Annotated in this window: 16 protein-coding genes and 3 tRNA genes; 5 read left to right on the top strand and 14 right to left on the bottom strand. The window is 68.1% G+C overall.

Annotated elements, in window-relative coordinates; genetic code table 11:
* Nucleotides 1-35: 35 nt before the first annotated feature.
* The 3 genes from ACWDUM_RS13565 to leuC form a co-directional block, all read right to left on the bottom strand.
* Entirely contained in the window at nt 36-683 is a 648-nt protein-coding gene (locus ACWDUM_RS13565) for an HU family DNA-binding protein (RefSeq protein ID WP_450134375.1), read from the bottom strand.
* 153 nt (nt 684-836) lie between these two features.
* Nucleotides 837-1,451 carry a 3-isopropylmalate dehydratase small subunit gene (leuD, locus tag ACWDUM_RS13560; protein WP_450112203.1) on the bottom strand — a complete coding sequence of 205 codons (615 nt, stop codon included), beginning with the start codon at nt 1,449-1,451 and terminating at the stop codon, nt 837-839.
* A 28-nt stretch (nt 1,452-1,479) separates the two neighbouring features.
* On the bottom strand, nt 1,480-2,913 hold the full coding sequence (gene leuC, locus ACWDUM_RS13555; RefSeq protein WP_450112202.1) for a 3-isopropylmalate dehydratase large subunit: 1,434 nt from the start codon (nt 2,911-2,913) through the stop codon (nt 1,480-1,482).
* 158 nt (nt 2,914-3,071) lie between these two features.
* Here leuC and ACWDUM_RS13550 point away from each other — a divergent pair, with 158 nt between their 5' ends.
* The 3 genes from ACWDUM_RS13550 to ACWDUM_RS13540 all read left to right on the top strand — a co-directional run bounded on the left by ACWDUM_RS13550 (nt 3,072) and on the right by ACWDUM_RS13540 (nt 4,636).
* Nucleotides 3,072-3,791, top strand: coding sequence for an IclR family transcriptional regulator (locus ACWDUM_RS13550; RefSeq protein ID WP_450112201.1), 720 nt, complete (start codon nt 3,072-3,074; stop codon nt 3,789-3,791).
* Nucleotides 3,792-3,884: 93 nt separating this feature from the next.
* Complete coding sequence (locus ACWDUM_RS13545; RefSeq protein ID WP_450112200.1) at nt 3,885-4,388, top strand: pyridoxamine 5'-phosphate oxidase family protein; 504 nt, start codon at nt 3,885-3,887, stop codon at nt 4,386-4,388.
* Nucleotides 4,389-4,468: 80 nt separating this feature from the next.
* Nucleotides 4,469-4,636 (top strand): DUF5302 domain-containing protein, encoded by a 168-nt coding sequence (locus ACWDUM_RS13540; protein WP_450112199.1) that lies wholly within the window; start codon nt 4,469-4,471, stop codon nt 4,634-4,636.
* Nucleotides 4,637-4,701: 65 nt separating this feature from the next.
* Here the strand turns inward: ACWDUM_RS13540 and ACWDUM_RS13535 are convergent.
* The 5 genes from ACWDUM_RS13535 to ACWDUM_RS13515 form a co-directional block, all read right to left on the bottom strand.
* Nucleotides 4,702-4,774, bottom strand: a tRNA-Glu gene (locus ACWDUM_RS13535).
* A 28-nt stretch (nt 4,775-4,802) separates the two neighbouring features.
* A tRNA-Glu gene (locus tag ACWDUM_RS13530) sits at nt 4,803-4,878 on the bottom strand.
* A gap of 84 nt (nt 4,879-4,962) precedes the next feature.
* Nucleotides 4,963-5,034, bottom strand: a tRNA-Gln gene (locus ACWDUM_RS13525).
* 137 nt (nt 5,035-5,171) lie between these two features.
* A complete protein-coding gene (gltX, locus tag ACWDUM_RS13520; protein WP_450134374.1) occupies nt 5,172-6,647 on the bottom strand; it encodes a glutamate--tRNA ligase in 1,476 nt (491 codons plus the stop codon).
* A 96-nt stretch (nt 6,648-6,743) separates the two neighbouring features.
* Entirely contained in the window at nt 6,744-7,517 is a 774-nt protein-coding gene (locus ACWDUM_RS13515) for a fumarylacetoacetate hydrolase family protein (protein WP_450134373.1), read from the bottom strand.
* Between the two features lie 75 nt (nt 7,518-7,592).
* Between ACWDUM_RS13515 and ACWDUM_RS13510 the strand changes: the two genes are divergently transcribed.
* Complete coding sequence (locus tag ACWDUM_RS13510; protein ID WP_450134372.1) at nt 7,593-8,807, top strand: MFS transporter; 1,215 nt, start codon at nt 7,593-7,595, stop codon at nt 8,805-8,807.
* Between the two features lie 106 nt (nt 8,808-8,913).
* On the opposite strand, the gene ACWDUM_RS13505 is transcribed toward ACWDUM_RS13510, so the two are convergent.
* The 6 genes from ACWDUM_RS13505 to ACWDUM_RS13480 all read right to left on the bottom strand — a co-directional run bounded on the left by ACWDUM_RS13505 (nt 8,914) and on the right by ACWDUM_RS13480 (nt 17,120).
* Nucleotides 8,914-9,927, bottom strand: a complete 1,014-nt coding sequence (locus ACWDUM_RS13505) for a 3-isopropylmalate dehydrogenase (RefSeq protein WP_450112195.1) — start codon at nt 9,925-9,927, stop codon at nt 8,914-8,916.
* A 97-nt stretch (nt 9,928-10,024) separates the two neighbouring features.
* Nucleotides 10,025-11,617: a phosphoglycerate dehydrogenase gene (serA, locus tag ACWDUM_RS13500; protein ID WP_450134371.1), complete on the bottom strand. Its 1,593-nt coding sequence runs from the start codon at nt 11,615-11,617 to the stop codon at nt 10,025-10,027.
* 156 nt (nt 11,618-11,773) lie between these two features.
* Nucleotides 11,774-13,462 carry a SulP family inorganic anion transporter gene (locus ACWDUM_RS13495; protein WP_450134370.1) on the bottom strand — a complete coding sequence of 563 codons (1,689 nt, stop codon included), beginning with the start codon at nt 13,460-13,462 and terminating at the stop codon, nt 11,774-11,776.
* A 149-nt stretch (nt 13,463-13,611) separates the two neighbouring features.
* Nucleotides 13,612-14,613, bottom strand: a complete 1,002-nt coding sequence (ilvC, locus tag ACWDUM_RS13490) for a ketol-acid reductoisomerase (protein WP_450112251.1) — start codon at nt 14,611-14,613, stop codon at nt 13,612-13,614.
* A gap of 63 nt (nt 14,614-14,676) precedes the next feature.
* Nucleotides 14,677-15,180, bottom strand: a complete 504-nt coding sequence (gene ilvN, locus ACWDUM_RS13485) for an acetolactate synthase small subunit (protein ID WP_387469874.1) — start codon at nt 15,178-15,180, stop codon at nt 14,677-14,679.
* A complete protein-coding gene (locus tag ACWDUM_RS13480; RefSeq protein ID WP_450112192.1) occupies nt 15,177-17,120 on the bottom strand; it encodes an acetolactate synthase large subunit in 1,944 nt (647 codons plus the stop codon). Before ACWDUM_RS13480 ends, ilvN begins: the two co-directional genes overlap by 4 nt.
* Before the next feature lie 284 nt (nt 17,121-17,404).
* On the opposite strand from ACWDUM_RS13480, the gene ACWDUM_RS13475 reads away from it, so the two are divergent.
* On the top strand, nt 17,405-17,947 hold the full coding sequence (locus tag ACWDUM_RS13475) for a PH domain-containing protein (protein ID WP_450112191.1): 543 nt from the start codon (nt 17,405-17,407) through the stop codon (nt 17,945-17,947).
* Nucleotides 17,948-18,021: the final 74 nt, after the last annotated feature.

Genomic DNA, 18,021 nt, shown 5'->3' with positions numbered 1-18,021 from the left:
TTCTCCGTCGCCACCCTCGTTGGTTCAGACCCGTGTCACCGCTTGCGGGCGGTGGTCTTCTTGGCCGGAGCCTTCTTGGCCGGAGCCTTCTTGGCGGGCGCAGCCTTCTTGGCGACGGTCTTCTTCGCCGGTGCCGCCTTCTTGGCCGCGGTGGTCTTCTTCGCCGCGGCCGCCTTGGTGGCGGTGGTCTTCTTCGCCGCGGTGGTCTTCTTCGCCGCGGCCGCCTTGGTGGCGGTGGTCTTCTTCGCCGCGGTGACCTTCTTCGCGGGAGCCGCCTTCTTCGCGACCGTCTTCTTCGCGGGCGCAGCCTTCTTGGCCGCCGCGGTCTTCTTGGCCGCCGCCTTCTTCGCGGGAGCCGCAGCCGCCGAACCACGCTTCACGGCCGGACCGGACGCCGGCAGCTTCTGCTTGCCCGCGATGACGGCCTTGAACTGAGCGCCGGGACGGAACGCCGGAACCGACGTCGGCTTGACCTTGACGGTCTCACCGGTGCGCGGGTTGCGCGCGACGCGAGCCGCGCGACGACGCTGCTCGAAGACACCGAAACCGGTGATGGTGACGTTCTCGCCGGCGTGGACCGCACGGACGATGATGTCGACGATGTGCTCGACCGCATCGGTGGCGCTGCGTCGATCAGACTCCAACCGTTCGGTCAGCTGATCAATGAGCTCTGCTTTGTTCATTGGATGTTCCTCCGCATACCAATGGCCCACTGATGGACCGACTAGCAAACACGGTAAACCGGAATTGGGCAAGAGTCTATGTGCCACGCCAATTCTCATGCCTCACTCAGCGGCGTGGCTACCCAATTCCGGCTTCCGATGTGCTTAGCGCCCCTACGAGTCGGTGCCCTCAACCCGGGCCGGGAGGGTCACCGGTTTCCATGACGGCCTTGACTTTTCGAACTCGGAAATCGCGTCTACCTGGCGCAATGTCAGCCCGATGTCGTCGAGACCCTCCAGAAGACGCCAGCGCGTGTAGTCGTCAATGGCGAAGGGCACCACCAAAGTTCCGGCGCTCACAGTCCGAGAAGTGAGATCCACGACAATTTCCAGACCGGGCTGCTCTTCGAGCGCTTTCCAGAGCAATTCGACGTCCGACTGCTCGACCTGAGCGGCCAGCAGACCGGCCTTGCCGGCGTTGCCGCGGAAGATGTCCGCGAAGCGGGAGGCGATGACGACACGGAAACCGTAGTCCGACAGCGCCCACACCGCGTGCTCGCGGGAGGACCCGGTTCCGAAGTCCGGACCGGCCACCAGAACGGTGCCCTTGTCGTACGGCTCGGTGTTCAGGATGAATCCGGGGTCGGTGCGCCAGGCGGCGAAAAGGCCGTCCTCGAAACCGCTGCGGGTCACGCGCTTTAGGTAGACCGCGGGGATGATCTGGTCGGTGTCGACATTGGAACGTCGCAGCGGGACGCCGATGCCCTTGTGAGTGGTGAAGGCTTCCATCGAAATATCTCCTACTCGTTCCCAGTCTCTAGTCGAGGTCCGCCGGCGCCGACAGCGTTCCGCGGACCGCAGTCGCCGCGGCGACGAGCGGCGAAACCAGGTGGGTCCGACCGCCCTTGCCCTGACGTCCCTCGAAATTCCGGTTGGACGTCGATGCCGAACGCTCACCCGGAGCCAGTTGGTCCGGGTTCATGCCCAGGCACATCGAGCACCCCGCCTGACGCCACTCCGCACCGGCGGCCGTGAAGATCTCACCGAGACCTTCGTCCTCGGCCTGCGCTCGCACCCGCATCGAGCCGGGCACGATCAGCATCCGCACCCCATCTGCAACCTTGCGGCCCTTCAGGACTCCGGCCACCGCCCGCAGGTCCTCGATCCGGCCGTTGGTGCACGAGCCGACGAAGACGGTGTCGACGGCGACCTCACGCAGCGGCGTACCCGCTTCGAGACCCATGTAGTCGAGCGCCTTCTCGGCTGCGGCACGGTCGCTCTCGTCGACGATGTCGGCGGGGTTCGGCACCGAGTCGCCCAGCGGGGCACCCTGACCGGGGTTGGTACCCCAGGTGACGAACGGTGTCAGGCTCGCCCCGTCGATGTGCACCTCGGCGTCGAAAACCGCGTCGTCGTCGGTCTTCAGCTGATCCCACGCGGCGACGGCGGCGTCCCAGTCGGCACCGCTCGGGGCGTGCGGACGACCCTTGATGAATTCGTACGTCGTCTGATCGGGGGCGATCATCCCGGCCCGGGCGCCCGCCTCGATCGACATGTTGCAGATCGTCATTCGGGCTTCCATCGACATCTTGCGGATGGCCTCGCCCCGGTACTCCAGCACGTAGCCCTGACCGCCACCGGTGCCGATCTTGGCGATTACGGCGAGGATCAGGTCCTTGCTCGTGACACCGGGGGCGAGTTCACCGTCGACGGTGATGGCCATCGTCTTGAACGGACGCAGCGACAGCGTCTGCGTCGCCATCACGTGCTCGACCTCGCTGGTGCCGATTCCCATTGCGAGAGCACCGAACGCGCCGTGCGTGGAGGTGTGGCTGTCACCGCAGACGACCGTCGTGCCCGGCTGGGTCAGACCGAGCTGCGGACCGACCACGTGCACGATGCCCTGGTCCAGGTCACCCATCGGATGCAGTCGGACGCCGAATTCCTCACAGTTGCGTCGCAACGTGTCGACCTGAAGTCGCGAAACGGGATCGGCGATCGGCTGGTCGATGTCGACGGTGGGGACGTTGTGATCCTCGGTCGCAATCGTCAGGTCCGGGCGCCGAAGCCGGCGTCCCGCCAACCGGAGCCCGTCGAACGCCTGCGGGCTGGTCACCTCGTGCACGAGGTGCAGGTCGATGTAGATCAGGTCGGGCTGACGCGCAGCGCCTTCGCCTTCACCGCGGACGACGACGTGGTCATCCCACACCTTCTCCGCCAGAGTGCGCCCTCTGCTGGCCATGTTCTCCACCTCTTCGTGATCGGTCGGCTCGCGGGCTACGGGCTGGCCCGCCGGGATCCGACCTCCATCATCTCTCGGTTCGTGTCGTTGCCACCGTCTCGACCGGATGTCGATCCCGATTGGGATTCGATTGGGATTCTCAGAATGCGAGACGCTAGTATCGATCTATGAGAAAGCATAGCGCCCCTGCGGCTGTCAGCGGGATCGGGGTTCTCGACAAGGCGATGTCGGTTCTCCACTCGGTGGCCGAAGCGCCCTGCAATCTCGGCGAGCTGTGCGCACGAACGGGACTCCCCCGCGCGACCGCGCACCGTCTGGCCGTCGGACTCGAGGTGCACCGACTGCTCGCGCGCGACGCGGACGGACTGTGGCGACCGGGTCCCGGACTGGCGGAGCTGGCACCGACCGCGAACGACAACCTCCTCGAGGCCGCCGCACTCGTGCTGCCCCGACTGCGCGAGATCACCGGCGAGAGCGTTCAGCTCTACCGGCGCGAGGGCGTGCAGCGCGTGTGCGTCGCCGCGATGGAACCGCCCACCGGCCTGCGCGACACGGTCCTCGTCGGCGCCCGCCTGCCCATGACCGCGGGTTCCGGCGCCAAGGTGCTGCTCGCGTGGGCGGACCCCCAGGTGCAGCGAACCGTCCTGCCCGACGCCCTCTTCAGCGAACGGGTCATCGCCGAGGTCCGCAAGCGCGGCTGGGCTCAGAGTGCGGCCGAGCGCGAACCCGGCGTCGCGAGCGTGGCGGCTCCGGTCCGGGACCGCACCGGTGCAGTCGTCGCCGCGATCTCGGTGTCCGGGCCGATCGACCGAATGGGTCGTCGCCCGGGGGCCCGCTGGGCGGCGGATCTGCTTGCGGCCGCGGAAGCCTTGCACAAGCGACTCTGAAATCCGCCGGTCCATCACCGTTTCCTGCGCGGTCCGCTCGTGGCACAGTGCTTGCGAGAACACGTTCCTTCGATCCGAACGGGAGCCGCCGCAGTGGGCACCAACCAGCGGGCGCAGGTCACCATGACCGACGCCGAGATCACCGAATTCGTCGAACGCAGCCGGGTCGCGACGATGGCCACCATCGGGCCGAACGGCGCCCCGCATCTGATCGCGATGTGGTACGCGATCGTCGACGGCGAATTGTGGTTCGAGACAAAGGCGAAGTCGCAGAAGGCCGTCAATCTCCGCCGCGACAACCGCATCACGGTGATGATCGAGGACGGCGAAACCTACGACACCCTCCGTGGGGTCTCCTTCGAGGGCACCGCCGAGATCGTTGACGACCCCGCCGCGCTGTGGGCGGTCGGCGTGAGCATCTGGGAGCGCTACACCGGTCCGTACACCAAGGACGTCGATCCGGCGATCGAGATGATGCTCAACAAGCGCGTTGCGGTCCGGGTGAAGCCGGACCGGGTGCGCTCTTGGGACCACCGCAAGCTCGGGCTGCCGGCAATGCCGCTCGGCGGCAGCACCGCGCAGTACCTGCCGGAGTAGTTCCGGTCGAAAATGGGCGCGACGCGGCGCCCGTACGGCGGTACGGTCACGATGCGACCGACAAACAGGAGGAACGCATCGTGACCGAGTCCGAGAACGAACAAATCAAGCAACAGTTCCGCGAGGCTCTCGACAAGAAGAACCACAAGAACGCGGCGCCGACCACGGCGACCGCCGGTGATTCGAAGATTCATCACACCCACGGGCCCGCCGACCACAAGCGTGAATTCCGCCGCAAGAGCGGCTGATGGACGCGGCGACCCCCACAACGACGAAGGTCCCTCCGGCGTGTGCCGGAGGGACCTTCGCTTTGTAGCCCCGACGGGATTTGAACCCGCGCTACCGCCTTGAGAGGGCGGCGTCCTAGGCCGCTAGACGACGGGGCCAGGACTTGCAGAACAGGCACGCTCTCCGTGGTAGCCCCGACGGGATTTGAACCCGCGCTACCGCCTTGAGAGGGCGGCGTCCTAGGCCGCTAGACGACGGGGCCAGGGAACGTGCCGTACTGCATGGCAACCCGATATTCGACCGCCGCGATGCCTGAGCATCACAGTGAACGTTCACCGGATTTCCGCTGGGGTACCAGGACTCGAACCTAGAATGGCTGAACCAGAATCAGCTGTGTTGCCAATTACACCATACCCCAATGGCTTGTCCCGACGACCTCCGCTGCGCGGCTTCGGCCGTCGTTCGAACCGAGGAGAACAATAGCAAAGCCCACCCGCAATCCTCCAAATCGGCTGGTCAGGGGCCCTAACTGAGCCGCCCGACCAGCCGACGGAGTCACTGGGTGATGGACGCGCGAGCGGCGCGCAGCCGGCTCAGGGTCGTCTCCCGGCCGAGCAGTTCCATCGACTCGTACAGCGGCGGGCTGATGTGCGAGCCGGTGACCGCGACCCGCACCGGGGCAAACGCCTTGCGCGGCTTGAGCTCCAGCCCCTCGATGAGTGCGACCTTGAGCGACTCCTCCAGGTCGGCCGTCGCCCACGTGGCGAGGCCCTCGAGCGCCGCGATGGTCGCGTCCAGCACCGGTGCGGCGTCGGCACCCAGGTTCTTCGCCGCGGCCGCCGGATCGATCGCGAACTCGCCCTCGGAGACGAACAGGAACTTCAACAGGTCCCAGGCGTCCGAGAGCACCACGATGCGCGTCTGCACGAGGTCGGCGGCCACGTCGAACTGATCGGCGGTCACCGCGTCGACAGGATGGCCGTGCGACGTCAGGTACGCCCGGAGGCGGGCCGAGAAGTCCGCCGGCTCGAGCAGCCGGATGTGCTCGGCGTTGATGGCGTCGGCCTTCTTCTGGTCGAACCGCGCCGGATTCGAGTTGACCTTGCCGATGTCGAAGGCCGCGACCATCTCGTCGAGGGAGAACACATCGCGGTCGTCGGCGATGCTCCAGCCGAGCAGTGCCAGGTAGTTCAGCAGGCCCTCGGGGATGAAGCCCCGATCCCGGTGGATGAACAGATTCGACTCGGGATCACGCTTGGACAGCTTCTTGTTGCCCTGCCCCATCACGAACGGCAGGTGGCCGAACTCCGGAGTGAAATCCGCCACACCGATGCGCTGCAGCGCCTCGTACAGTGCCAGCTGCCGCGGGGTCGAGGACAGCAGGTCCTCGCCGCGCAGCACGTGTGTGATCTTCATCAACGCGTCGTCGACCGGGTTGACGAGCGTGTACAGCGGGATGCCGTTGCCGCGGGTGAGCGCGTAGTCGGGGACCGTGCCCGCCTTGAAGGTGGTCTCCCCCCGAACCAGGTCGACCCAGGTCAGGTCGTGGTCGGGCATGCGAAGGCGCACGACGGGCTTGCGACCCTCGTCGAGGTACGCCTGCCGCTGCTCCGGCGTCAGGTCGCGGTCGAAGTTGTCGTAGCCGAGCTTCGGGTCACGGCGCGCGGCGATGTGCCGAGCCTCGACCTCCTCGGGCGTGGAGAACGACTCGTACGCCTCACCGGCCGCGAGCAGTTTCGCGACGACGTCCAGGTGCAGGTCGCGGCGCTGGGACTGCCGGTACGGCTCGTACGGGCCGCCGACCTCGGGACCCTCGTCCCAGGTCAGGCCGAGCCAACGCAACGCGTCGAGGATCGCCTGGTACGACTCCTCCGAGTCGCGGGCGGCGTCGGTGTCCTCGATGCGGAAGACGAACTTGCCGCCGTGGTGCCGCGCATAGGCCCAGTTGAACAGGGCGGTGCGGACGAGCCCGACGTGCGGGGTTCCGGTGGGAGACGGACAGAAACGGACGCGCACTTCGCTGGTGGTCATGGCTCACTTGGGTCGAGGAGGACAGGGGTCACTCCCAGGTTAGTCCTCCCCGACGCAAATGCCGCGTGCGTGCCGTCGCCACGGCGAGGGCGGTGATCAGCCCTTCGCGACCACCGGGTTGGTCAACGTTCCGATGCCCTCGACCGTGATGCTCACGCTGTCCCCGGCGACGATCGGACCGACACCCTCGGGCGTCCCGGTCAGGATGACGTCACCGGGCAACAGCGTCATGACCGCCGAGATCCACTCGATGATCTTCGGAATGTCGTGCAGCAGTAGCGAAGTCCGGCTGCGCTGCTTGACCTCGCCGTTCACCTCGGTGCGGATCTCGACATCGGAGGCGTCGAGGTTCGTCTCGATCCACGGGCCGAGCGGACAGAAGGTGTCGTGACCCTTCGCTCGGGTCCACTGACCGTCCTGGCGCTGGTGATCGCGGGCCGAAACGTCGTTGGCGACCGTGTAACCGAGCACCACGTCGAGGGCCTTGGACGCGGGCACGTCCTTGCAGGGCCGGCCGATGACGATCGCGAGCTCGCCCTCGTAGTGGACCTCGTTCGAGCTGGGCGGCAACACGATCGGCGCACCCGGGCCGACGATCGAGGTGTTGGGCTTGATGAAGATGACCGGATCCTCCGGCGCCTCACCGCCCATCTCGGCGGCGTGAGCGGCGTAGTTCTTGCCGATGCAGATCACCTTGCTCGCGAGAATCGGCGCGAGCAGCCGGACATCGGCGAGCGGCCAGCTGCGACCGGTGAACGTCGGAGTCCCGAAGGGATGTTCGGCGATCTCCTTCGCGGTCCGCGCGTCCCCCTCCCCCTCGATCGACACGAAGGCGACCCCGTCCGGGCTGGCAATTCGACCTAGGCGCATGTGCGAATACTAGCGCTGTTTCACATTATGAGAAATGCGTTTCATTCTTTGAGAAGGGCTACGTACCGTGGAGGCATGACCAGCATTCAGGCGCCCCCCGGCCACACCGCCCGGCGCTGGGTCGTCCTCGGGCTCGGCGTCTTCGCCCAGGCGGCCCAGGCCGTCCTGGTCAACGGAACCGCGTTCCTGATCCCGACGCTGCACGACGAGTACGGGCTGAGCCTCGCCCAGGCGGGAACCCTCGCCTCCGCACCGGTGTTCGGCGTGATGCTGACCCTCGTCGCCTGGGGCGCACTCGCCGACCGGTACGGCGAACGCCTCGTCCTGACCGCCGGCCTGGCGCTGGCGGCCGTGGCCACCACCGCTGCGGCCGCCACCTCGTCCACGGCCGCGCTGGCGGTACTGCTGGCACTCGGAGGCGCCGCGAGCGCGGCTGCCAATGCCGCCAGCGGGCGGGTCGTGGTCGGGTGGTTCCCACCGGACCAACGCGGACTCGCCATGGGAATCCGCCAGATGTCGATTCCCCTCGGTGTCGCGCTCGCGGCCCTGACGATCCCCCTGCTCGCCCGCGACCACGGGATCGGCTGGGCACTCGCCTTCCCCGCGGCGGTGGCCGCGCTCGCGGCTGTGGCGTGCGCCGTCGGGATCGCCGATCCGCCGCGCCCCGAACGCGGTCACGCCGCGCAGCTCGGCCTGCTCGCCAATCCGTACCGGCAGGGCAGCGTCCTGCAACGCATCCACGCCACCTCGGTGTTGCTGGTGGTGCCGCAATACGTGGTGTGGACGTTTGCGCTGGTGTGGCTGGTCACCGATCAGGGGTGGGCCGAGTCTGCCGCAGGCATCGTGATCACCGCGGCACAGTTCCTCGGTGCGGCGGGCCGGGTCGCGGCGGGTGTGTGGTCCGATCGGGTCGGCAGCCGGCTGCGCCCCCTGCGGCTCGTGGCGGTGGCAGTGGTCGCGTCCATGTGCGCACTGGCGGCCGCCGCGGCCACCGGCTCTCCGGTCGCCGTCGTGCTGTTGGTGATCGCGTCGGTGGCCACCGTCGCCCCCAACGGCCTGGCCTTCACGGCGGTGGCCGAGATCGCCGGCCCCTACTGGGGTGGACGGGCGCTTGGCGTCCAGAACACGGGCCAGTTCATCGCCGCAGCGGCAGTCGGTCCGGTGTTCGGTGCCGCTGTCGGCGCCATCGGGTTCCCCGCCGCGTTCGCCCTGGCGGCGCTGGTTCCGGCCCTCGCGGTGCCCCTCGTCCCCTCCGATGCCTCGACCGAACGGGATCGTTCGGTCGAGTAGACCGGCCGAACGCTCCGTTCACGCGGGCGGGCAGGCAGGACGCCCCGACCGACAAGACCGCCCGCGCACCGATCGGTGCGCGGGCGGTGTCGTGTGCTCGTGTGGATCAGAGCGCGGCGGCGATCCGGTCTCCGACCAGGGCCGTGACGATCGGGGCGTCACCGCGCGCGGCGAGATCGGCCTCGACGGCCCGCTCGATGCGAGCGGCGTCGTCCTCGCGGCCGAGGTGACGCAGCAGCAGCGCGACGGACAGGATCGCGGCGGTCGGGTCCGCGATGCCCTGACCGGCGATGTCCGGCGCGGAGCCGTGAACCGGCTCGAACATCGACGGGTTGGTGCCCGAGGCGTCGATGTTGCCGCTCGCGGCCAGACCGATGCCACCGGTGACCGCGCCGGCGAGGTCGGTGATGATGTCGCCGAACAGGTTGTCGGTGACGATCACGTCGAAGCGCGCGGGATCGGTGACCATGTAGATCGTGGCCGCGTCGATGTGGCAGTACGCCGTCTCGACGTCGGGGAACTCGGCGCCGACGGTCTCCACGGCGCGGGTCCAGATCCGGCCCGCGTTCGAGAGCACGTTGGTCTTGTGGATCAGCGTCAGGTGCTTGCGCCGGGTCTGCGCCAGCTCGAAGGCGTAGCGGACGACACGCTCGGCACCGAACCAGGTGTTGACCGACACCTCGGTCGCGACTTCCTGCGGCGTGCCGACGCGGATCGAGCCGCCGTTGCCGGTGTACGGGCCCTCGGTGCCCTCGCGGACGACGACGAAGTCGATGTCCGGGTTGGCCGCCAGCGGCGAGCTCGAGCCCGGGTAGGTGCGGGCCGGGCGCAGGTTCACGTGGTGGTCGAGCAGGAACCGCATGTTCAGCAGCAGGCCCCGCTCGAGGATGCCCGGACCGACGAGGCGCGGGTCACCGATCGCACCGAGCAGGATCGCGTCGTGCCGACGGATCTCCGCGAGCTCCGCCTCGGGCAGCAGCTCGCCGGTCTCGTTGTAGCGCTTGGCACCGAGGTCGTACTCGGTGGTCTCCACGTCGGGCACCAGCTTCCGCAGTACCTTCAGCGCTTCTGCGGTGACCTCGACACCGATGCCGTCACCGGGGATGACCGCAAGCTTCATGGACACACTCTCTTCTCGTAGAACCGACAGCGGGAGAATCCGACGGTGGCCGCGACCGTCGTCGACGATCGCGGCCACCGGGTGGAGATGGAGGGGATCAGGACAGGTCGACCTGCGCGACGCGGGCGTCGAGCTTCTCCACGACCTGCGCGACCTCGGCGTCACCGACGACACGGTCGACACGCAGGATGACGGTGGCGCCCTCGCCCTCGACGTCCTGGCTCAACGCGGCGGCCTGGATGTCGATGCCGGCGGTGCCGAGCACCGTGCCGAGCACACCGAGCACACCCGGACGATCCGCGTAGTGGACCACGATGTTGTGGCCCTCGGCGCGCAGGTCGAAGCTGCGGCCGTTGATGTTGACGATCTTCTCGACCTGCTGGAGACCGGTCAGCGCGCCCGCAACGGCGGTGACGGTGCCGTCCGCGGCGACCGCGCGCACCTCGACGGCGCTGCGGTGCGTCAGTGCCTCGCTGTGCTTGTCGACCTCGACCGCAACCCCACGCTGCTCGGCGAGCTGCGGGGCGTTGACGAAGGTGACGGCCTCGTCGCTGCTCGCGGAGAACAGACCACGCAGCGCCGCCAGTCCGAGGATGTCGACGTTCTCGGCGGACAGTTCACCGCTGACGACGACCTGCACGTTCTGCACGGCTTCCGGGGACAGCGTGCCGGCGATCAGGCCGAGCTTGCGGACCAGCTCGAGCCACGGCGCGACCTCTTCGCCGACCGGGCCACCGGAGACGTTGACGGCGTCGGGCACGAACTCGCCGGCCAGGGCCAGCAGGACGCTCTTCGCGACGTCGGTGCCTGCGCGGTCCTGCGCCTCGGAGGTGGAGGCGCCGAGGTGCGGGGTGACGACGACGTTGTCGAGGTCGAACAGCTTGGAATCGGTGCACGGCTCGGTGTTGAACACGTCGAGGCCGGCGGCGCGAACCTTGCCGCCGACGAGCGCGTCGTAGAGCGCGTCCTCGTCGATCAGGCCGCCGCGGGCGGCGTTGACGATGATGACGCCGTCCTTGGCCTTGGCGAGGCGCTCGGCGTTGATCAGGCCGGCGGTCTCCTTGGTCTTCGGCAGGTGCACGGAGATGAAGTCGGCGCGCTCGACGAGCTCGTCGATGTCGACCAGTTCGATGCCGAGCTGCGCGGCGCGCGCGGCGGGCAGGTAGGGGTCGTACGCGATGACGTTGGTCTCGAACGCGGCGAGGCGCTGGGCGAACAGCTGGCCGATGCGACCGAGGCCGACGACGCCGACGGTCTTGCCGAGGATCTCGGTGCCGTTGAAGCTGGACCGCTTCCAGGTCTTCTCACGCAGGGTGCGGTCGGCGGCCGGGATCTGGCGGGCGGTCGACAGCAGCAGCGACACGGCGTGCTCGGCGGCGGAGTGGATGTTCGAGGTGGGGGCGTTGACGACCATCACGCCACGCTCGGTCGCGGCCGGGATGTCGACGTTGTCGAGGCCGACGCCGGCGCGGCCGACGATCTTCAGCTTGGTCGCGGCGGCGAGCACCTCGCCGTCGACGGTGGTCGCGGAGCGCACCAGCAGCGCGTCGGCCTCCGGCACGGCGGCCAGCAGGGCGGGACGGTCCGGGCCGTCCACCCAACGCACCTCGACACCGTCTCCGAGCGCATCGACGGTCGATTGTGCGAGCTTGTCGGCGATCAGGACAACGGGGCGGCCATTCTGGCTCACGAGTGAACTCCCTGTGCTAGGTGTCTGGGCGGATCGTCCGCGAACCGGGCCCCATCGGCGCCCACGAGTTCGTGACCCGAACAGCTTAGTGGCCCGGACGGCCCGATATCACCCCGCGGGTCGGCAATACCACATCGTGGACGCCGACGGAAGTGTTCACGACCGGCTCCGGAACGCCTCCACCGCCGTGTCGATGGTCGGATAGAAGTGGTCGGTCCCGAACCGCTCCCCCAGTCCGAGCGCGCGCAGCTTGTCCTTGACCGGATCCTTCATTTCGGCGAATACGAGTTGAATCCCGTTGCCGGACAAGTACTGATCGAGTTCGACGAGTTCGTCCATCGCGGTCGTGTCGACACCGGTGATGGGTTCGGCGGCGATGACCACCCACTGGACGGGCTCCGGCGCACGGGCTACGACCCGTCGGGTGTAGTCGTCGAAGATCGCGCCGTTGGCGAAGAACAGTTGCGCGTCGAACCGCACGATCGCCAATCCCGGGATCCGGGCACCGGACGGGTAGCGCTTGATGTCGTGATAGCCGGCCACCTCCGGCGTCACCACCAGCTCGGTCCGGTAGGGACGCCACGCGTGCACCACCACCGACACGAAGGACAGGGCGATCGCGACGAGGATGCCCTCGAGTACCCCGACGAGGGCGACCCCGAGGAACGCGGCGATCGCGAGGCCGGTCTCGACCCGGCTCATGTGCCACATCTCGACAATGCTCCGGATGTCGACGAGCGACGTCGCAGCGACGATCACGACGGCGGCAAGGGCAGCCGACGGCAGGTAGGCGGTGACACGCGGTGCGACCAGGATGAACACCACGATCAGGACCGCCCCGACCACACCGGCGAGCTGCGTTCGGGCACCGTTCTGTTCGGCGACCGGCGTTCGGGAGGAGCTCGCCGACATCGGGAACCCGCCGAGCAGTCCGCTCGCGACATTCGCGGTCCCGATCGCCCGCATCTCGTGACTGCCGTCCACGGATTCGCCGCGGCGGGCCGCGAACGTCCGCGACAGGACGCCGGTGTCGGCGAATGCGACGAGCGCGATTCCCGCTGCGGGCCCGATCAGTTCGCCGACGTCCGACCACTGCAGGCCGCCGAGGGCGGGCGCGGGCAGACCGTGTGGCAGTGCGCCGGCCATCGGGATCTCGTCGGCGAGGCCGAGCAGATATGCGACCACGATCGATCCGATCACGGCGACAAGCACACCGGGGATGCGACTGTGGAACAGCTTGAACGCCAGGATCACCGCGATACCGCCGACACCGATGGCCGCCGCTCGGCCGTCGATCTCGCCTCCGACGATCGCGGACACCGTCTGCCGGATCTCGTCGATCAGGTTGACCCCGTCGACGGAGAATCCGAGCAGTTTCGGGATCTGGCTGACGACGACGACCAGCGCGATGCCGTTGAGGTAGCCGAGCCGGATCGGTTTGGACAGCAGGTCGGTGACGAAGCCCAGTTTGAGCAGTCCGCCGACGATCAGGATCGTGCCCATGAGGATCGCGAGCAGTCCCGCGAGGGCGACAGCCCGGTCCGGACTTCCTGCAGCGAGCGGGAGGACGGCCGCGCCGATGATCGGGGCGAGTGAGGAGTCGGGGCCGAGCACCAGGATCTTGGAGGGACCGACCAGGGCGTAGACGACGAGGGGCACGATGGTCGCGTACAGGCCGGTCTCCGGTGGCAGACCTGCCGCCTGCGCATAACCCATCCCGGCCGGGATCAGCAGTGCGGTCAGCGCGATACCGGCGGTGATGTCGGAACGCAGCCAGGACCGCTCATAGTTCCGGGCAACCACGACGCCCGGTAACCACGTGCGCAACAACGATTCACGTGCCATGCGCCCACCGCCTCGCAAAACGCGAGGACCCGATGTCCTCCCGAACAGTGTGCACTGCCGGAGAGGGACATCGGGTCCCGAAATGCGCTTCGCGCCGTCGGCGCTCTCACCCGTGAAGGGTGAAATCAGCGCACGGGTGGCGCAGCCGCCTAAGCGGTTTCGGTGATCGGGCGATCGACCCAGCTCATCAGGTCGCGCAGCTTCTTGCCGGTGACCTCGATCGGGTGCTCGGCGTTCGCCTTGCGCAGGCCCTCGAGCTCGGTGTTGCCGTTCTCGACGTTGGCGACCAGGCGGCGGGTGAACTCGCCGGACTGGATGTCCGCCAGGATCTCCTTCATGCGCTCCTTGGTGCCGGCGTCGATGACGCGCGGGCCGGAGAGGTAGCCACCGAACTCGGCGGTGTCGGAGACCGAGTAGTTCATGCGGGCGATGCCGCCCTCGTACATGAGGTCGACGATGAGCTTGAGCTCGTGCAGCACCTCGAAGTAGGCCATCTCGGGCGCGTAGCCGGCCTCGACCATGACCTCGAAGCCGGTCTTGACGAGCTCCTCGGTGCCACCGCAGAGCACGGCCTGCTCGCCGAAGAGGTCGGTCTCGGTCTCTTCCTTGAACGTGGTCTTGATGACGCCGGCGCGGGTGCCGCCGATGCCCTTGGCGTAGGACAGAGCCAGGGCCTGGCCCTCACCCTTCGGGTCCTGGTGGACGGCGATCAGGGCCGGAACGCCCTTGCCGTCGACGAACTGGCGGCGCACCAGGTGGCCGGGGCCCTTCGGGGCGACCATGCCGACGGTGACGAACTCCGGAGCCTTGATCAGGTCGAAGTGGATGTTGAGGCCGTGACCGAAGAACAGCGCGTCGCCGTCCTTGAGGTTCGGCTCGATGTCGTTCTTGAAGATCGACGCCTGCGCGGTGTCGGGTGCGAGCACCATGATCACGTCGGCCCACTCCGAGACCTCCGCCGGGGTGCCGACGGTCAGGCCCTGCTCCTCGGCCTTCGCGCGGGACTTCGAGCCCTCCTTGAGGCCGATGCGGACGTCGACACCGGAGTCGCGCAGGCTCAGCGAGTGCGCGTGGCCCTGGCTGCCGTAGCCGATCACCGCGACCTTGCGGCCCTGGATGATCGACAGGTCGGCGTCATCGTCGTAGAACATCTCGACTGCCACTGGTATTACCTCTCCTCTGGTTAGAGCCTTGCGTGAATATGTAGAACTTAGCTAGCGAGTGGCCGTGATCGACTTCGGGCCACGTCCGACGGCGACGACACCGGACTGGACGATCTCCCTGATGCCGTACGGGTCGAGCATCCGCAGCAGCGCGTCGAGCTTGGACCGGGTGCCGGTCGCCTCGACGGTGAGCGACTCGGGCGAGACGTCGATCACCTTGGCGCGGAACAGGTTCACCGTCTCGATGACCTGGGTGCGCACGCTGGCGTCGGCACGCACCTTGATCAGCACGAGCTCCCGCGCGACCGAAGCCTCGCCTTCCTGCTCGACGATCTTGATGACGTTGACGAGCTTGTTCAGCTGCTTGGTGACCTGCTCGAGCGGGAACTCGTCGACGGTGACGACGATCGTCATGCGCGAGATGTCGGGCAGCTCGGTGCCACCGACGGCGAGGGACTCGATGTTGAACCCACGCCGGGAGAACAGCGCCGCGACTCGCGCCAGCACGCCCGGCTTGTCCTCGACGAGAACGCTGAGGGTGTGACTGGTGCTCACTTGGTGTCCTCCGTTTCGGTGGCAGCGGCGGCGCCGGAGCGCTGCTCGCGCTCCATGGCCTCGTGGATGACGGCAGGCTCGGCGGCGGCCTCGTCGTCGTCGAACAGCGGACGGAAGCCCCGCGCCGCCTGGATCTCGTCGTTGCTGGTGCCCGCGGCGACCATCGGCCACACCTGGGCGTCCGCGCCGACGATGAAGTCGATGACGACCGGCTTGTCGTTGATCGACTGCGCCTCGCGGATCGCGGCCTCCACGTCCTCCTCACGCTCGACGCGGATGGAGTGGCAGCCCAGGGCCTCACCGAGCTTGACGAAGTCGGGGATCCGGACCGTGCCGTGCGTTCCCAGGTTGGTGTTCGAGTAGCGCTCCTCGTAGAAGAGGGTCTGCCACTGCCGCACCATGCCGAGGTTGCCGTTGTTGATCAGCGCGACCTTGATCGGCACGCCCTCGACCGCGCAGGTCGCGAGCTCCTGGTTGGTCATCTGGAAGCAGCCGTCGCCGTCGATGGCCCACACTTCCCTGTCCGGCATGCCCATCTTGGCGCCCATCGCGGCGGGGACCGCGTAACCCATGGTGCCGAGGCCGCCGGAGTTGAGCCAGGTGCGCGGCTTCTCGTACTTGACGAACTGCGCGGCCCACATCTGGTGCTGGCCGACGCCGGCGCAGTAGATGGCGTCGGGTCCGGCGAGCCGGCCGACGGCCTCGATGACGAACTCGGGCGAGAGGGCGCCGTCGGACGGCTTGCCGTACGCCAGCGGGTAGGTCTTGCGGAGACCGTCGAGGTACTCCCACCACGTGGTCAGGTCCAGGGTGGTGCCGGTGGCCTGGTCGGCGCGGATCGCCTCGATCAGCTCGACGATGACCTCCTTGCAGTCACCGACGATCGGCACGTCCGCGTAGCGGTTCTTGCCGATCTCCGCGGGGTCGATGTCCGCGTGGATGACCTTGGCGTCGGGTGCGAACGAGTCGAGCTGGCCGGTGACCCGGTCGTCGAAGCGGGCACCGAGGGTGATCAGCAGGTCCGACTTCTGCAATGCGGCCACGGCGGCGACGGCGCCGTGCATGCCGGGCATGCCGCAGTGCAGCGGGTGACTGTCGGGGAACGCGCCACGCGCCATCAGGGTGGTGACCACCGGGATGCCGGTCAGTTCCGCGAGCGCGAGCAGCTCCGCACTGGCCTCGGCCTTGATGACGCCGCCACCGACGTAGAACACGGGCGACTTGGACTCCGCGATCAGCCGCGCCGCCTCACGCACCTGCTTGCCGTGCGGCTTGGACACCGGGCGGTAGCCGGGCAGCCGCATCTCCGGCGGCCAGGAGAACGTGGTCTGCGCCTGCAGCACGTCCTTCGGGATGTCGACGAGGACGGCACCCGGACGTCCCGAGGACGCCAGGTAGAACGCCTCGGCCATGATGCGCGGGATGTCGATGCCGTCGGTGATCAGGAAGTTGTGCTTGGTGATCGGCATGGTGATGCCGGAGATGTCGGCTTCCTGGAATGCGTCGGTGCCGATCAGGCCGCGACCGACCTGGCCGGTGATCGCGACGACGGGGACCGAGTCCATCTGGGCGTCCGCGAGGGGGGTCACCAGGTTGGTGGCACCGGGACCGGAGGTGGCCATGCAGACACCGACCTTGCCGGTCGCCTGCGCGTAGCCGGTCGCCGCGTGGCCGGCGCCCTGCTCGTGCCGGACGAGGACGTGCCGAACCTTCTGCGAATCGAAGAGCGGGTCGTAGACCGGGAGGACCGCGCCGCCGGGAATACCGAACACGGTGTCCACCTCGAGCTCCTCGAGGGCGCGGACGACAGACTGGGCGCCGGTGACCCGCTCGGGGGCGACCTGGCGTCGGGTTCCGGGCTGGGGTGCGGCCGCCGTGGGGCCGGGCTGAGCCCCGGTCTTGCGCGGCGTGGGCTGCGGCCGTGCGGTTGGTGCGCTCACTGGTGATTCCTCTGGCGTTGACGGTTCGAGCTGACTCCGGGCAACAAAAAACCCCCGTCAGCATTGTCTGCTGTACGAGGGTGGCGCGTCGTGCTTTGCGAGTTGACGTGGAATCGACTCAGGCGACGACGCGCCGGCCGATTACGAGCAACTCATTCTGCTTCACGCGATCGAAGGTAGGCGCGTCAAGGGTGAACAGTCAACTTTTTGAGCAAGCTGTTCCAGAATGTGAGAAGCGCCGGCCGCAATGCGAGGATGGTGCTGTGTCGTCCCCATCGCAGCCCGTGCCACCGCCCTCATCCTCCCACACCGGCGAGCCGTCCCACACCGCCGCCGAGCCCGCCGCCGCGACGGAGCCGGTCCGGCATTCCATCCAGATCTCGAGCCTCGGCCTGCTCGGGGTGTTCCTGCTCGCCTTCGGGTTGAGCTTCGTGATCTTCCCCAGCCCGCCGTGGGTGTCGGTCCTGTGGCTGATCCCGATCGCCGTCGCCTACTGGATGCTGCGCGTCCGGACCGTCGTCGACACCGTCGGCCTGCACGTTCGCCGACCGTTCAGCAGCGAGGTGATCACCTGGGACCAGGTGAAGGGCATCCGGTTCCCGAAGCGCAGCGGCTGGGCGCGCGCCGAACTGACCGACGGCACCGAGAAGACACTGCCGGTGGTCACCTTCGGTCGGCTCCCCCTGATCGCCGAGGCGAGCGGCGGCCGGGTCACCGACCCGTACGCGGTCGCCGACCGCATCGAACGCGAACGGCGCGAGCAGGAGCGGGCCGAACGCGAGGCCGCCGAGGAGCATGGGGCCGAGTCGGCTCCGGACACCGAATAACACGCGCGTACCGTTGACGACGAGCACCCGACGTCGGTCGGGCGGTCCTTCGGCTCTGTCGACCTCCTGGGCAC

The sequence above is a fragment of the Rhodococcus sp. NPDC003322 genome (assembly GCF_053589555.1).
This window is presented reverse-complemented; position numbering and strand designations above follow the sequence as displayed.